Annotated in this window: 13 protein-coding genes; 8 read left to right on the top strand and 5 right to left on the bottom strand. The window is 60.3% G+C overall.

Annotated elements, in window-relative coordinates:
- Nucleotides 1-21: 21 nt before the first annotated feature.
- The 3 genes from FU672_RS11905 to lsrR form a co-directional block, all read right to left on the bottom strand.
- Entirely contained in the window at nucleotides 22-2,043 is a 2,022-nt protein-coding gene (locus FU672_RS11905) for an NADPH-dependent 2,4-dienoyl-CoA reductase (protein ID WP_148243384.1), read from the bottom strand.
- A gap of 207 nt (nucleotides 2,044-2,250) precedes the next feature.
- A complete protein-coding gene (gene lsrK, locus FU672_RS11910) occupies nucleotides 2,251-3,849 on the bottom strand; it encodes an autoinducer-2 kinase (protein ID WP_148243385.1) in 1,599 nt (532 codons plus the stop codon).
- Nucleotides 3,850-3,882: 33 nt separating this feature from the next.
- Nucleotides 3,883-4,854: a transcriptional regulator LsrR gene (gene lsrR, locus FU672_RS11915; protein ID WP_023295481.1), complete on the bottom strand. Its 972-nt coding sequence runs from the start codon at nucleotides 4,852-4,854 to the stop codon at nucleotides 3,883-3,885.
- Between the two features lie 215 nt (nucleotides 4,855-5,069).
- Here lsrR and lsrA point away from each other — a divergent pair, with 215 nt between their 5' ends.
- From lsrA to lsrG, 6 genes are read left to right on the top strand one after another with little or no spacing between them, the layout of a single operon-like run.
- Nucleotides 5,070-6,557, top strand: coding sequence for an autoinducer 2 ABC transporter ATP-binding protein LsrA (gene lsrA / locus FU672_RS11920; protein WP_148243550.1), 1,488 nt, complete (start codon nucleotides 5,070-5,072; stop codon nucleotides 6,555-6,557).
- Nucleotides 6,554-7,585, top strand: coding sequence for an autoinducer 2 ABC transporter permease LsrC (gene lsrC, locus FU672_RS11925; protein ID WP_148243386.1), 1,032 nt, complete (start codon nucleotides 6,554-6,556; stop codon nucleotides 7,583-7,585). Before lsrA ends, lsrC begins: the two co-directional genes overlap by 4 nt.
- Complete coding sequence (gene lsrD / locus FU672_RS11930) at nucleotides 7,586-8,563, top strand: autoinducer 2 ABC transporter permease LsrD (RefSeq protein WP_148243387.1); 978 nt, start codon at nucleotides 7,586-7,588, stop codon at nucleotides 8,561-8,563. It abuts the gene before it with no gap.
- A gap of 1 nt (nucleotide 8,564) precedes the next feature.
- Nucleotides 8,565-9,566: an autoinducer 2 ABC transporter substrate-binding protein LsrB gene (gene lsrB / locus FU672_RS11935; protein WP_148243388.1), complete on the top strand. Its 1,002-nt coding sequence runs from the start codon at nucleotides 8,565-8,567 to the stop codon at nucleotides 9,564-9,566.
- An 11-nt stretch (nucleotides 9,567-9,577) separates the two neighbouring features.
- A complete protein-coding gene (gene lsrF / locus FU672_RS11940; protein WP_148243389.1) occupies nucleotides 9,578-10,465 on the top strand; it encodes a 3-hydroxy-5-phosphonooxypentane-2,4-dione thiolase in 888 nt (295 codons plus the stop codon).
- Nucleotides 10,462-10,755, top strand: coding sequence for a (4S)-4-hydroxy-5-phosphonooxypentane-2,3-dione isomerase (gene lsrG, locus FU672_RS11945; protein ID WP_148243390.1), 294 nt, complete (start codon nucleotides 10,462-10,464; stop codon nucleotides 10,753-10,755). Before lsrF ends, lsrG begins: the two co-directional genes overlap by 4 nt.
- A 95-nt stretch (nucleotides 10,756-10,850) precedes the next feature.
- Here lsrG and FU672_RS11950 read toward each other — a convergent pair whose 3' ends face one another.
- Nucleotides 10,851-11,540, bottom strand: a complete 690-nt coding sequence (locus tag FU672_RS11950; RefSeq protein WP_148243391.1) for a B3/B4 domain-containing protein — start codon at nucleotides 11,538-11,540, stop codon at nucleotides 10,851-10,853.
- Nucleotides 11,541-11,582: 42 nt separating this feature from the next.
- Here FU672_RS11950 and FU672_RS11955 point away from each other — a divergent pair, with 42 nt between their 5' ends.
- Nucleotides 11,583-12,185 (top strand): helix-turn-helix domain-containing protein, encoded by a 603-nt coding sequence (locus FU672_RS11955; RefSeq protein WP_148243392.1) that lies wholly within the window; start codon nucleotides 11,583-11,585, stop codon nucleotides 12,183-12,185.
- Nucleotides 12,186-12,279: 94 nt separating this feature from the next.
- Here FU672_RS11955 and ygjG read toward each other — a convergent pair whose 3' ends face one another.
- The gene (gene ygjG, locus FU672_RS11960; protein ID WP_187360802.1) at nucleotides 12,280-13,659 is read right to left on the bottom strand and encodes a putrescine aminotransferase; all 1,380 of its coding nucleotides are present in this window, start codon (nucleotides 13,657-13,659) and stop codon (nucleotides 12,280-12,282) included.
- Nucleotides 13,660-14,094: 435 nt separating this feature from the next.
- Here ygjG and FU672_RS11965 point away from each other — a divergent pair, with 435 nt between their 5' ends.
- Entirely contained in the window at nucleotides 14,095-15,615 is a 1,521-nt protein-coding gene (locus FU672_RS11965; protein ID WP_148243394.1) for a methyl-accepting chemotaxis protein, read from the top strand.
- Nucleotides 15,616-15,655: the final 40 nt, after the last annotated feature.

Raw genomic sequence — 15,655 nt, forward strand, 5'->3', positions numbered from 1 at the left:
GAAGCGCCGCCCGGCAATGCCCTAGATCGCCAGAGCTAACTTTGTCCCCTGTGCAATCGCCCGCCGAGCGTCCAGCTCCATCGCCACATCGCACCCGCCAATCAAATGCACCGTTTTACCGGCTTCGCGCAGTGGATCCGCCAGATCGCGCTTCGGCTCCTGCCCGGCACATAAAATGACATGATCCACGCGCAGCAGCTGCGGCTCGCCGCCGATCGTGACGTGCAAACCTTCGTCGTCGATCTTCTGGTAGCTGACTGCCGGGATCATCTTCACCCCACGCGCGAGCAGGGTGGCGCGGTGGATCCAGCCCGTGGTTTTCCCCAGTCCTTCGCCCGGCTTGCTGGCTTTACGCTGCAGCATCACGATCTGGCGCGAGCTTTTCGGCAGCTGCGGCCCTTCCGGACGTAGCCCGCCGGACTGATTCAGGCTGGTGTCGATACCCCATTCCACGCAAAACTCGGCAATGTTCTGGCTGGTGGCCTCGCCCGGTTGGCTCAAATACATGGCGGTATCAAAACCGATCCCGCCGCAGCCGATAATCGCCACCTTCTCGCCAACCGGTACTTTGTCGCGCAGCACGTCGAGATAGCTCAACACCTTCGGATGATCGATGCCCTCGATCGCAGGCGTGCGCGGGGCGATCCCGCTCGCCAGGATCACCTCATCGAAACCGATCAGATCCGCCGCGCTGACAAACTGGTTAAGCCGCAGCTCTACGCCTGTAAGCTCGATCATCCGTCGGTAGTAGCGCAGCGTTTCATAGAACTCCTCTTTGCCGGGGATCTGTTTGGCGATATTGAACTGCCCGCCAATCTCCGCCAGCGCATCAAACAGGGTTACGCTGTGCCCGCGCGAGGCGGCATTGACTGCAAACGACAGGCCCGCAGGCCCTGCACCGACAACCGCCAGGCGTTTTTTTGTTGTCGCCGGAATCACGGGCATTTTGGTTTCGTGGCAGGCGCGCGGGTTGACGAGGCAGGAGGTGACCTTGCCGACGAAGATCTGATCCAGACAGGCCTGGTTACAGCCGATGCAGGTGTTGATCTCGTCCGCACGGCCGCTTTGCGCTTTGGACAGCAGTTCGGCATCCGCCAGGAACGGACGCGCCATCGACACCATATCGGCGTCGCCGCGTGAAATCACATCGTCCGCTACCTGCGGATCGTTAATGCGGTTGGTGGTCACCAGCGGAACAGACACTTTGCCCTTCAGCTTGCGCGTTACCCAGCTGAACGCTGCGCGCGGCACCGGCGTGGCGATAGTCGGGATGCGCGCCTCGTGCCAGCCGATGCCGGTGTTGATAATGGTGGCACCTGCGGCTTCAATCGCCTGCGCCAGCTGCACGGTTTCGTCGAACGTCCCGCCGCCTTCTACCAAATCGAGCATCGACAGGCGGAAGACGATAATAAAGTCTGCGCCCGCACGTTCGCGCACCGCGCGCACCACCTCCACGGCAAAGCGCATCCGGCGGGCATAGTCGCCGCCCCATTCGTCGTCGCGCTGGTTAGTGCGCGCGGCAAGGAATTCGTTAATCAGATAGCCTTCGGAGCCCATTATCTCGACACCGTCATAGCCCGCCTCATGCGCTAGCGCGGCGCAGCGGGCGAAGTCGTCAATCAGCCCCAGGATCTCATCGTGGCTCAGGGCATGCGGCTTGAAGCGGTTAATCGGTGCCTGAAGGGCCGACGGCGCGACCAGGTTCGGCTGGTAGCTGTAGCGTCCGGTGTGCAGGATTTGCAGGGCGATTTTGCCGCCCTCGCGGTGGACCGCATCGGTCACAATGCGGTGGTGCGGCAGCTGTGACGCATCGTTCAGGACCGCGCCGCCCTCCATACCCACGCCGGAAGGGGCAGGGGCCACGCCGCCGGTGACTATAAGCGCCACCCCGTGGCGGGCGCGCTCGGCATAGAAGGCCGCCAGACGCTCGGCCCCGTCCGGATGCTCCTCCAGCCCGGTGTGCATCGAGCCCATCAACACGCGGTTTTTGAGTGTGGTGAACCCCAGATCGAGGGGGGCGAATAACGACGGGTAGCGGCTCATAGTCTCTTCCAGTGTAAAATTATTGTTATGTGGTCGGATGAGTTACTAATTTAGCCAGCGACAGCGGAAAGGTAAAAGCGGGATCGAATGATTGTGATAGATCTCAAAGAACTTCGCCCCTCACCCTAACCCTCTCCCCAAAGGGGAGAGGGGACTAGCTGGTGCGGCCTTAAAGAATTGGCTCGATATGGTTTTTTCCCTCTCCCCTTAGGGGAGAGGGGCAGGGTGAGGGGTGTGGGTTTTTACTAACCCCGGTGCCTGCCACATGGACGTCGTCAGCCCGCTGTCCACTAGCCCGAGCTGGTCGGCGTACACCGCCTGCCATTTCTGCATCATGCCGTCGTACAGTTCGCGGTGCTGCGGGTTCGGTGTGAACTCGCGGCTCCATTTCACCAGCCGCTCGCCCGTCGAGGCCATATCCGCAAACAGCCCCGCGCCAGCACCTGCCGCAATCGCGCAGCCGAGCGCCGTCGCCTCTTTCACCTCCGGCACGCGCACCGGCAGGCCGGTGACGTCGCTTAAGATCTGGCTCCACAGGGCACCTTTGGCACCGCCGCCCGCAAACACCAGGCTCTCAAACGTCACGCCGGAGAAGCGCGAAATCTGCGCCAGGTTGCAGGCCGAGACGATTGCCGCGTTCTCCTCCAGGGCGCGGAACAGCGTCGCTTTGTTGCATTTTTCCGGGTCGATGGAGAGGTTAATAAACGACGGTGCGGCGTGGTACCACTGTTTAAAATGCATCGCATCAGAGAAGATCGGCATCACCCCGTGGGAGCCCGCCGGCACGCGGCTCGCCATCTCTTCCAGCAGGGAATAGGTATCCATCCCCATCCGCTCGGCAATCAGTTTTTCCTCCGCGCAGAAGGCGTCACGGAACCAGCGCATGGTCAGCCCGGTAAAGAAGCTGATCGACTCCGCCTGCGCCATGCCGGGAATAACGTGCGGGTTCACGCGGATGTTCATGTCGGGGTCGGTGCGCACCTGCGGCAGGTTTACCACCTGCTGCCAGAAGGTGCCGCCCAGCACCGCCGTTTGTCCGGCGCGGACCACGCCCAGCCCCAGACAGCCCAGCTGCACGTCGCCGCCGCCCATCACCACCGGCGTGCCTTCGCGCAGCCCGCTCTGCTGTGCGGCCTCTTTGGTGATAGCGCCCAGCACGGTGCCGGTCTCTTTCACCGGGGAGAGGATATCGGCGCGCAGCCCGGCCATGTCGAGCAGCCCCGGACGCCAGTCGCGGGAGAAGAGATCCAGCATGCCGGTGGTGCCCGCGTTAGACGGGTCGACCGCCAGCTCGCCGGAGAGTTTCGCCGCCAGCCAGTCGCTGATCATGGTGATGGTCGCGGCCTTGCGGTAAATATCCGGGCGATGGTGTGCCAGCCACAAGAGGCGCGGCATGGCGCTCAGCGCCAGCGTCTGCCCGGAAACCTCATACACTTCCGATTCAAAACGGTTGTCGTGGATCTCTTTGAGTTCGGCCACCTCGCGGCTGGCGCGGGCGTCGACGTTGGCGCAGGCCCAGATGGCCTCGCCGTTGCGGTCATACAGCACGATCCCTTCACGCATGGAACAGCAGGCGACGGACTGTATGTCCGCCGGGCTCAGGTGCGCACGCTCCAGCGCCTGATGAATGCACCGGCAGGCCAGCTGCCAGTTGGTCTCGAGGTCGAACTCCATCGACCCCGGCACGTTCTCCACGCTCAGGTGCTTCCACTCGGCCTGGCCGACGGCAATCTGGTTGCCCTGTAAATCGAAAATGACGGCGCGAACGCTGCCTGTCCCTGCATCTAACGCTAAAAGGTAACTCATGAGTTTGCCTCGTTGTTAGCGCAGGGCAGGCTCTTATCCGGCCAGAGCCAGCACCGCGCGGGCTGTCGTTTCTTCCGTCACCAGGCCATTGATACGACGACCCTTCAGTGCGGCATAAATCGCATCGGCTTTCTCTTCCCCTCCGGCCACGCCAACGATGGTGGGCAGCTGCGCCAGTTCATCGAGCGTGACGCCTAGTAATTCTTTGTGGATCTCCAGCTCCTCGACGCACTCCCCTTCGGCATTAAGGAAATAGCCGAGAATGTCGCCGACCGCCCCTTTGCGGGCGTACATCAGCTGCTCGCCTTCGCTGATATAGCCAGAGCGGAGTATCGTCGCGTCACGGCGCTGGTTCACCGACCCAATGCCGACCACCGCCACGTCGGCAGCGGTGGCGGCGAGGATCACGTCCCGCACGCTGGTTTCGCGTTTTAAGATCCCGGCAACTTCTGCGGATGAAACGCGAAGCGGGGCGGGGATCATGCTCACGCTGCAGGCCGCATCCAGCTGGCCGATACCGGTCATATACGGCCCCACGCCGCCGGAGAGCGTCACCAGGCGGATCTGCTGCGAGCTGATAAAGCCGCTTAAGTGCTGCAGGCTGCTCATGGTGGTTTCACCAAACCCCACCGCCAGCAGCTGGCCGGGCTCCAGCACGCCCATCAGCGACTGCGCCGCACCAATGCCAAGCCGCACGTTCATCGGCGGCGTATTCAGGGCGGGCATTACGCGAACCAGCTTCAGGCCAAAGCGCTGCTGTAGCTCGGTTTCCAGCGCCAGGCAGCCCTCGTAGCGGGAGTTGATCTGCACGCGGATCACCCCGGACTGACGGCCCTTCTCCAGCAGGCGAGAAATCTTCAAACGCGGCAGCCCGAGCCGCTCGCCGATATCGTTTTGGGTCAGCCCGTCGTGGTAATAGCACCAGGCCACCCGGGCCACCAGCTCCTCTTCCGCCAGTGCCAGCCCGGCAAACCGTCCTTCTTCCGCAGTGCGTTTATCGCTCATAGTTGAACTCTTATAAAAATTTAGATCATATGTTCGTGATGGCGCGAAGGGAAAGTGTGAGCCACGCGACAAAACGGATCTTTTAGATCGTTTCTGGTTTATCTGAATCTCAATCGATAAAACTGTGATCCCTGCACGGTTGTAAATATAGTTCACCGTCTACGCTTTTGAACATTATTAAATCTAAAAATCATTTGTTCAATAGCGGAGCGATGATGATCTCACTTCTCGACGCGCGGAATATCAGCAAGCAGTTCTCAGGCGTGCCGGTCTTAAAAGGCATAGATTTCACGCTGCTTGCGGGCCAGGTGCACGCCCTGATGGGCGGAAACGGCGCGGGAAAATCGACGCTGATGAAGATCATCGCCGGGGTCGAAACGCCGGACAGCGGTGAACTTTCTGTCGAGGGGCAGTCATATGCGCGGCTCACGCCCGTGCAGGCACATAAGCTCGGCATTTACCTGGTGCCGCAGGAGCCGCTGCTGTTCCCCAACCTGACGGTGCGGGAAAACATCCTGTTCCGCCTGTCGCGCGAGCGCGATCGGGAAAAGCGGCTGGCGGAGAAGCTCCTGCAGCTGCAGTGCCAGCTTAACCTCGACGCCACCGCCAGCACCCTGGAGGTGGCGGATCAGCAGATGGTCGAGATCCTGCGCGGGCTGATGCGCAACGCCAGGATCCTGATCCTAGACGAACCTACGGCCTCCCTCACGCCCGGTGAAACCGAACGTCTGTTTCGTCAGATCCGCGCTCTGCAGGCGCTCGGCGTCGGGATTGTGTTTATCTCGCATAAGCTGCCCGAAATCCGAATGCTTTCGAGCCACGTCTCGGTGATGCGCGACGGCGCGGTGGTGCTGAGCGGCGAAACCGCGCAGTTTGACGATAACGCCCTGATCGCCGCCATGACGCCGGTGAGCCGGGAGAAATCCCTCAGCGATACGCAAAAGCTGTGGCTGGCGCTGCCGGGCAACCGCCGCACTCAGGCGCAGGATTTCCCGGTGCTGCGGGTGGACGATCTCACCGGGGAGGGGTTTATCGATCTGAGTCTTGAGATCTACGCCGGGGAGATCGTCGGCCTGGCCGGGCTGGTGGGATCCGGGCGCACCGAGTTTGCGGAAACGCTCTATGGCCTGCGCCCGGTACGCGGGGGTCGCGTCTGGCTGGAAAATCAGGAGATCACCGACGATCCGGTAAGTTCACGTCTGGAAAAAGGGCTGGTCTACCTGCCGGAAGACAGGCAGGTTTCCGGTTTGTTCCTCGACGCGCCGATCCGCTGGAACACCGTGGCGCTGAACGAGCCGTCTCTCTGGCAGCAGCGCAAGCGGGAGTCTGCGGTGGTGGAACGCTATCACCGGGCGCTGGGGATCAAGCTCAATCATGCGGATCAAACCGTGCGCACGCTCTCCGGCGGCAACCAGCAGAAGGTGCTGCTCGCACGCTGCCTGGAGGCCAACCCTTTATTGCTGATCGTCGATGAACCGACGCGCGGCGTAGATGTGTCGGCGCGCGCCGATATCTACCAGCTGATAAAAAGCGTGGCGGCGCAGAACGTGGCGGTGCTGATGATCTCAAGCGATCTCGATGAGTTCCCCGGCCTGGCAGACCGCGTGCTGGTTATGCATCAGGGCGTGCTCAGCGGCGAGCTGCCGCGCCACGCCGTCAGCCTCGACAAGATGATGGCGTTGGCGTTTGGAGGGCAATCATGAAGACCTTACTCAAAAATCGCGAGCTGAGCGCCTTTCTGGCGATCCTCGCGCTGTTCGCCGTGCTGGTGGCGCTGAATCCGTCCTACCTGAGTTTACAGACGCTGGGGATGATTTTCGCCAGCTCGCAGATCCTGATCCTGCTGGCCATCGGTGCCGCGCTGGTGATGCTGACCCGCAATATCGACGTGTCCGTCGGCTCCACGGTCGGGCTGTCCGCCATCGCCGTCGGCGTGGCGCTCAACAGCGGCTTCAGCCTGCCCGTTGCCATTCTCTTCGCGCTGTCGACAGGCGCGCTGGCGGGGGCATTCAACGGGTTTCTGGTGGTGGGGCTGCGCATCCCGGCGATTGTCGCCACCCTCGGCACGCTGGGGCTGTATCGCGGGGCGATGCTGCTCTGGACCGGCGGGAAGTGGATTGAAGGGCTGCCTCCGGGGCTGAAATCCCTTTCTGAGCCTGCCGCCGTCGGCATTTCGCCGCTCGGCATGCTGGTATTGATCGTCGCGGCCACAGGGGCGTGGACGCTGTCGCGCACCGCTTTCGGGCGTGATTTTTATGCCGTTGGCGATAACCTCGCCGCCGCGCGCCAGCTGGGCGTGGCGGTGAACCGCACCCGGATGATTGCCTTTACCCTGAATGGCATGCTGGCGGCCTGCGCCGGGATTGTCTTTGCCGCGCAGATTGGCTTTGTGCCCAACCAGACCGGCAGCGGGCTGGAGATGAAGGCCATCGCCGCCTGCGTGCTCGGGGGAATTTCGCTTTTGGGCGGCACGGGCACGCTGATCGGCGCGTTTCTCGGCGCCTTTTTCCTGACCCAAATCGACACCGTGCTGGTGCTGTTCAGGCTTCCGGCCTGGTGGAACGACTTTATCGCCGGGCTGGTGCTGCTGGGCGTGCTGGTGCTCGACGGGCGTCTGCGCCAGGCGCTGGCGCGCCATCAGCGGGCGCTGAAGTACGGGCGCTTCCAGCCGGGTAACAAAGGGGGAAAGCACGTCACCCCGTTTCCAAAACGCAAAAAAGAGGTGGCGTAAATGAGGCTTAACTGGGAAAGCGCGCTGCTGATTTTGCTGGTGCTGGAGATCCTGCTTTTTGGCGCCATCAACCCGCGCATGCTCGACATCAACATGCTGCTGTTCAGCACCAGCGATTTTATCTGCATCGGCATTGTGGCGCTGCCGCTGACGCTGGTGATCATCAGCGGCGGGATCGATATCTCCCTCGGTTCAACCATCGGCCTGTGCGCCATCGCGCTGGGCGTGATGATGCAGGCGGGGTGGCCGATGGCGGTCGCCGTTCCATTGACGCTGGTGCTCGGCCTGCTGTGCGGATTATTTAATGCCGCACTTATCCACTACACCGGCATCAGCCCTTTAGTGATCACCCTCGGTACGCTCTACCTCTACGGCGGCGGCGCGCTGCTGCTCTCCGGCATGGCAGGGGCGACGGGCTACGAGGGCATTGGCGGCTTCCCGGACAGCTTTACCGCCTTTGCTAACCTCACGGTTCTTGGCCTGCCGATCCCGCTGGTGCTGTTCGCAGTGATTACGTTTTTCTTCTGGCTGATTACCCACCGCGGGCGCTTTGGTCGTCATCTGTTTTTGATTGGGCAGAATCCGCGCGCGGCGCGCTATGCGGCGCTGTCGGTGAACGGCATGCCTTACGCGCTGTACGGTCTGGTGGGCGTGGCCTCGGCGATTGCCGCGCTGGTGATGGTCTCCTATTTCGGCTCCGCACGCTCGGATCTGGGGCGCGACTTACTGATGCCTGCGCTGACCGCGGCCGTACTCGGCGGGGCGAATATCTACGGCGGTTCAGGTTCGGTTATCGGTACGGCGCTGGCAGCGCTGCTGGTGGGGTATCTGCAACAAGGTTTACAGATGGTCGGCATCCCTAATCAGGTATCAAGCGCGCTGTCAGGGGCGCTGCTGGTTGTGGTGGTGATGGGACGTTCGCTGAGTTTGCACCGCGAATGGGTGCGCTCTCTCTTTAGAAAACTATCCGGAGCGTAAGATGAAAACAAAACTGATAGTCCTGGCGATGGCCCTCAGCTTCGCCTCGGCGCAGGCGGCAGACCGCATTGCCTTTATCCCGAAACTGGTGGGCGTAGGCTTCTTCACCAGCGGCGGCAACGGCGCGAAAGAGGCGGGGAAAGATCTTGGGGTGGACGTGACCTACGACGGCCCAACCGAGCCGAGCGTCTCCGGCCAGGTGCAGCTCATCAATAACTTCGTCAACCAGGGCTATAACGCCATCATCGTCTCCGCCGTGTCGCCGGACGGCCTCTGCCCGGCGCTCAAGCGCGCGATGCAGCGCGGCGTCAAAGTGCTGACCTGGGATTCCGACACCAAACCGGAGTGCCGCAGCATTTACATCAACCAGGGGACGCCAGAACAGCTTGGCGGCCTGCTGGTGGAGATGGCAGGCAAACAGGTCACCAAACCGAATGCCAAAGTGGCGTTCTTCTACTCCAGCCCTACCGTCACCGACCAGAACCAGTGGGTGAAAGAGGCGAAGGCCAAAATCGAGAAAGATCATCCTCAGTGGCAGGTCGTCACCACCCAGTTTGGCTATAACGACGCCACCAAATCCCTGCAAACCGCCGAAGGGATCTTAAAAGCGTATCCGGATCTGGATGCGATCATCGCCCCGGACGCCAACGCGCTGCCGGCGGCGGCGCAGGCGGCGGAAAACCTGAAGCGGGAAGGGGTGGCGATTGTCGGGTTCAGCACGCCGAACGTCATGCGCCCGTACGTTGAGCGCGGCACGGTGAAAGCCTTTGGCCTGTGGGACGTGGTGCAACAGGGCAAAATTGCGGTCAATGTCGCCGATCGTTTGCTTAAAAAAGGCGATCTTAACGTCGGCGACAGTGTGGACGTAAAAGACATCGGCGCGCTGAAGGTCGAGCCAAACAGCGTGCAGGGCTACCAGTATGAAGCGAAGGGCAACGGCATCGTGCTGCTGCCGGAGCGGGTGGTGTTCACCAAAGAGAACATCAACAAATACGATTTCTGACGGGGGAACCAATGGCTGATTTAGACGACATCAAAGACGGCAAGGATTTTGGCATCGGCACGCCGCAGCAGAATGTGCCTTACACCCTCAAGGGCTGCGGCTCGCTGGACTGGGGCATGCAGTCCCGGCTTTCGCGCATCTTCAACCCGCAGAGCAACCGCACGGTGATGCTGGCCTTTGACCACGGCTACTTTCAGGGGCCGACCACCGGCCTTGAACGTATCGATCTCTCCATCGCCCCGCTGTTTGGCGAAACCGACGTGCTGATGTGTACGCGCGGTATTTTGCGCAGCACTGTACCAGCAGCGACCAACAAACCGGTGGTGCTGCGCGCCTCCGGCGGTAACTCGATTCTGGGTGAGCTGTCCAACGAGTGCGTGGCGGTGGCGATGGAGGACGCCCTGCGCCTGAACGTCTGCGCGGTGGCGGCGCAGGTGTACATTGGCAGCGAGTTTGAGCACCAGTCGATCAACAACATTATCAAGCTGGTGGATGCGGGCGCGCGCTACGGCATGCCGACGCTGGCGGTGACGGGCGTGGGCAAAGAGATGGCGCGCGACGCACGCTATTTCTCGCTCGCCAGCCGCATCGCCGCCGAAATGGGGGCCCAGTTCGTCAAGACCTATTACGTGGACGAGGGCTTTGAAAAAGTGACCGCCAGCTGTCCGGTGCCGATTGTGATCGCTGGCGGCAAAAAGCTGCCGGAGCACGAGGCGCTGGAGATGTGCTGGCGGGCGATCGACCAGGGCGCATCCGGCGTGGACATGGGGCGCAATATCTTCCAGTCCAGCGCGCCGCTGGCGATGCTAAAAGCGGTGAAAAAAGTGGTTCACGAGAACTGGAACGCCCGTGATGCGTTCCAGTTCTGGCAGGAAGAGAAACAGGGAGAAGCAAAATGAACGTGACGCTGGTTGAAATCAACATTAAGCCCGAGCGGGTGGACGAGTTTCTGGAGGTGTTTCGCGCCAACCACGAGGGGGCAATCAAGGAGCCGGGAAACCTGCGTTTTGACGTATTGCAGGACCCGAGGGTGAAAACCCGCTTCTTTATCTACGAAGCCTATAAAGACGACGAGGCAGTGCTGGCGCATAAGCAAACCCCGCACTATCTGGCGTGCGTGGATAAGCTTGAGGAATTAATGTCAGAGCCGCGTAAGAAACGCAGTTTTGTGGGATTGTTGCCGGAATAGCGGATTTGCCCGGTGGCGCTGCGCTTACCGGGCCTACGGGTAGGGATGGTGCGGGTTTTGTAGGCCGGGCAAGCGCTAGCGCCACCCGGCGTTGTTCAGGCCAGCTCCAGCAGCTGCACACGAGCCGTTGCCCCCGGCATCAGCCGCTGCAGGTTGTTGACCAGCTCTTCTCCTGCCTCTTCCAGTGCCGCAAGCGGCATCGACGGCAGGCTTTCAAGAATAAACCACATAGATTGCGCCTGGCTGTCCAGACGGGTACGCACCCCCTGTCGCCAGTTCCAGCGGCGGCAGGTGACACCGAGGTCGTCGCGCCAGATAACCTCGCCAGCATCCGGGGATTCCACCACCGGCTGGCCCTCTTTCAGGGTATCGAAGGGTTCATCACCCACGGCTAATGTCAGGCGCGGCGCACCCGAATACGCCGCGAGATTTTCCCCACCCACCGGAATGGCGTAGCGAATGCTCACCGCGTTATAGATATCCACCACTGGATCCAGCGACGGCAGCGAACCGTCTTTCAGTACCCGCTTACGCAGGGCGGAGGCCGAGCAGGGCGTGCGTTTCGGTTTCGCGCCGAACGCTTTAAACACCTCATCCCAGTCTGAAAGGTGTGCATCAGCCCACGGCACATCATCATTCAACATCTGCTGGCAGGCCTGCGTCAGCGCGGCGGGCGCAACCTCCGGGTGGGTAATCGGCGCAGCTTCAATCAGAATGCTCAAGGCCCGAAAGTCGGGCGCGATCCCGGCAAGTCGCGAATCTATTGACGGCGTAACGAGAGACATAAATAATCCTGTATCGACTGTTTTATACCATGGTAGTGACTAATGACTGATAAAGTCAATATAATGACTGCGCAGGGTGCCGATGTTGCCCAGGTAAGCCTGGCCGTCGCGAACCGCATCCGCAACTGGCGGAAAGAGAAAAAGCTGTCGCTGGATGAGCTGTCCCGCCGTGCCAGCGTCAGCAAAGGCATGCTGGTGGAGATCGAAAAGGGCGCAGCCAACCCCAGCATTGCCATTCTTTGCAAACTGGCCGCTGCGCTCGGTATCTCAGTGGCGGATATCGTTAACGTCTCCAGCGAGCCGCTGGTGCATGTTATCGAAGAAGAGGCTATTCCGGTGCTGTGGCAGGGTGCACAGGGTGGACGCGCCAGACTGCTGGCAGGCACCGCGGGTCCGGATATGATTGAGTTATGGCAGTGGGAGATGCATCCGGGTGAATACTTTACTTCAACAGGGCATCCGCCGGGGACGTTTGAGCTGCTGCACGTGAACGAAGGCGTATTGACGCTGACGGTCGATGAGACGGTCACGCAGGTGAATGCTGGCGCGTCGGCGGTGGCCAAAACGGAAGCGGCGCACGGCTATGCGAACGAAGGCGATACCGTGCTTCACTTCACCATGACGGTGGCGGAGTTTCACCGGTAAAAAGCAGCCCGGTGGCGCTACGCTTACCGGGCCTACGGGGATGAGGTGGTATGGGTTTTGTAGGCCGGGTAAGCGTAGCGCCACCCGGCGTTGATTACGCTTCTTCCACACTCACCCGCAGCGCTGCCAGCGCCTTACGCGCCGCTTTCAGCACCTGCTCGCACTGCTCAATCGTCAGCGTCAGCGGTGGTTCAATGCGGATGGTTTTCGAGTTGTTGAGCGTTCCGGCCACCAGCACCCGCTGGCGGAACATCTCGCTCGCGAAGCTATAGCCGGTTTCGTTATCGACAAACTCAATCGCCATCAGCATTCCTTTGCCGCGCGCGTCCTGCACCAGGTCCGGATACTCTCGGCCTAACTGACGGAAGCCATCCAGCAGCATGTCGCCTTTCTGCTCAGCCTGCGCGGGCAGGTTTTGCTCCAGCAGAACGTTGATGGTCGCCAGCGCGGCCGCACAGGCCAGCGGGTTTCCGCCAAAGGTGGTGGTATGCAGGAACGGGTTGTCGAACAGCACCGAGAAGACCTCTTCGGTGGCCACCGTCGCGCCAATCGGCATCACGCCGCCGCCGAGCGCTTTCGCCAGACACAGAATGTCCGGCTGCACGTTCTCGTGCTCGCAGGCAAACATCTTGCCGGTGCGTCCCATCCCGGTCTGGACTTCGTCGAAGATCAGCAGCGCGCCAAACTCATCGCACAGCTGACGCACGGCAGGCAGATAGCCATGCGGAGGGAGGATCACGCCGCCTTCACCCTGAATCGGCTCCAGGATCACCGCTGCTACGTCATCACCGGTTTTACGGCATTCGCTTAACACGGTGCGCATGGCGTTGATGTCGCCAAACGGCACATGGCGGAAGCCCGGCAGCAGCGGCATAAACGGTTTGCGGAAGGTGGATTTGGCGGTAGCAGACAGTGCGCCCAGGGATTTCCCGTGGAACGCGCCGCTGGTGGCGATAAAGGTGAATTTCCCGCGCGGCGACTGGTACGCTTTGGCGAGTTTAATCGCCGCTTCGACCGATTCCGTGCCGCTGTTGCTAAAGAAGCTGTATTTCAGTTTGCCGGGCGTTAAGGCCGCCAGCGTTTTCGCGAGCATGGCGCGAAGCGGGTCGAGCAGTTCCTGGCTATGGAGAGGTTGTTTCGCAAGTTGATTCTGTACGGCGGAAACCACAACTGGATTACGGTGCCCCACGTTGAAAATTCCAAAACCTCCCAGGCAATCTATAAACTCCTGTCCCTGGGTGTCGACAAGCGTGTTCAGACTCCCCGCTTGCCACTCTACGGCTCCGTAATCCCCGCCAGCGGTAACAGATTTGCGATACTCCAGAAACCCTGGATTGACGTGCTCTTTAAAGTAATCGATGACCTCTCGGTTAAGTTGTTTCATCTCCTCATGATCAAGCGTTCGCTTCTCAATGAGATTCAGTGCGTGCGCGGTACAGGCAAGAGCCGAGGCGCTGGAAGGTAACCTGTTCAAAATGTGCTCCCGGGGATCGCGTATCACATGATACTGGATTAAGTATTGCAGGGATTACGCCACTTCAGATGACTTAACGAAAATCGGGATAAACGCCTGGTTAAAATTATGTTGCACAATATTTAATCATGCCGGAACAACCGAAACGGGATTTAGCGACACAGGACATAAAGGAGAAATGAGGGCGGAAAAGCGCAACTGCACTAAAGAAGTGCATTCACTGCAACTTAAGTGGGCATTAACTGGTCATGCTTTACAGGTAATTTCTTATCGAAAGTATTTGAAATCAATGAATTATAAAATCGTACAAAAAGTATGGTTTAAGTGAAATCTGCGATCTTCATCAAGTTTAACAACTAAAGATAAATTGTTTACCGCCGAAAAAACATTGAGCCACAAAATTAACATTCAAATAACCTGCAAGGGATGCCCACGATGTCCTCTCCAACCTATGTCACCCAGAAAGAATATCTTCTGGACGATGACACCACCTTAATGTCTACCACAGACGTCCACAGCTATATCACACACGCCAACGACACCTTTGTGCAGGTGAGCGGCTATCAGCTTGATGAGCTGACGGGCCAGCCGCACAATCTGGTACGCCACCCCGACATGCCAAAAGCCGCGTTTGCCGATATGTGGTACACGCTGCAGCAGGGCGAGCCGTGGAGCGGGATTGTCAAAAACCGGCGCAAAAACGGCGACCACTACTGGGTGCGTGCGAATGCGGTACCGATGGTGCGCCACGGGCAGGTCACGGGCTATATGTCCATTCGCACCAAAGCCACAGCGGAAGAGATTGCCACCGTGGAGCCGCTCTACCGGGCGCTGAACGACGGGAGCTGTAAGAAACGTGTGCACAAAGGGCTGGTGGTTGGAAAGGGCTGGCTGGGTAAACTGCCGGCAATGCCGCTGCGCTGGCGCGTGCGCAGCGTGATGGCAGTGCTTTTTGCCGTACTCGCCGCCACGCTGGTTGCGACATCCGCCGGGGGGACGCCGCTCGCCGCTGTCGCGCTAGTGATGCTGCTGGGGACACTGCTGTTTGAGCAACAGATTGTCCGCCCGGTAGAGAATGTGGCGCGACAGGCGCTGAAGGTCGCCACCGGTGAGCGCAACAGCGTGCAGCATCTGAACCGCAGCGACGAGCTGGGGCTGACGCTGCGCGCGGTAGGGCAACTGGGCCTGATGTGCCGCTGGTTAATCAATGACGTGTCGAGCCAGGTGGTGAGCGTCCGTGACGGCAGCGACAGGCTGGCGCAGGGAAATGAAGATCTGAACGATCGGACGCGTCAGACCGTGGCGAACGTGCAGCAGACCGTCGCAACAATGAACCAGATGGCTGCTTCCGTTCAGAGTAACTCTGAAACCGCCGCCGAGGTGGATAAACTCTCCGTGGCCGCGAGCAGCGCGGCGACGAAAGGGGGCAACGCAATGCAGACCGTCGTCAAAACCATGGATGATATAGCCGACAGCACACAGCGAATTGGCTCGATTACCTCCCTGATTAACGATATCGCTTTCCAGACCAATATTCTGGCGCTGAACGCGGCAGTTGAAGCGGCAAGAGCAGGCGAGCAGGGGAAAGGTTTTGCCGTGGTCGCCGGCGAAGTTCGTCATCTCGCCAGCCGCAGCGCCAGTGCCGCCAATGATATTCGTAAACTCATTGATGCCAGCGCCAGCAAGGTACAGTCCGGCTCTGAGCAGGTGCACGCCGCTGGCCGTACGATGGATGATATTGTCGAGCAGGTGAAAAACGTGACGCAGCTTATCGCCCAGATCAGCCACTCGACCTCCGAACAGGCAACCGGACTGTCAGAGTTGACCCGCGCGGTAGCCGAACTCGACAGCATCACGCAGAAAAACGCCGACCTGGTCGAGGAGAGCGCGCACATTTCTGCCATGGTGAAACACCGCGCCGGACGTCTTAAGGATGCGGTGACAGTGCTCCATTGAGCCAGTAATGTTCCGGAAAAACCGTTTATTCCGTAAGGCA

The organism is Enterobacter asburiae (genome assembly GCF_008080435.1).
GTDB lineage: Bacteria > Pseudomonadota > Gammaproteobacteria > Enterobacterales > Enterobacteriaceae > Enterobacter > Enterobacter asburiae_C.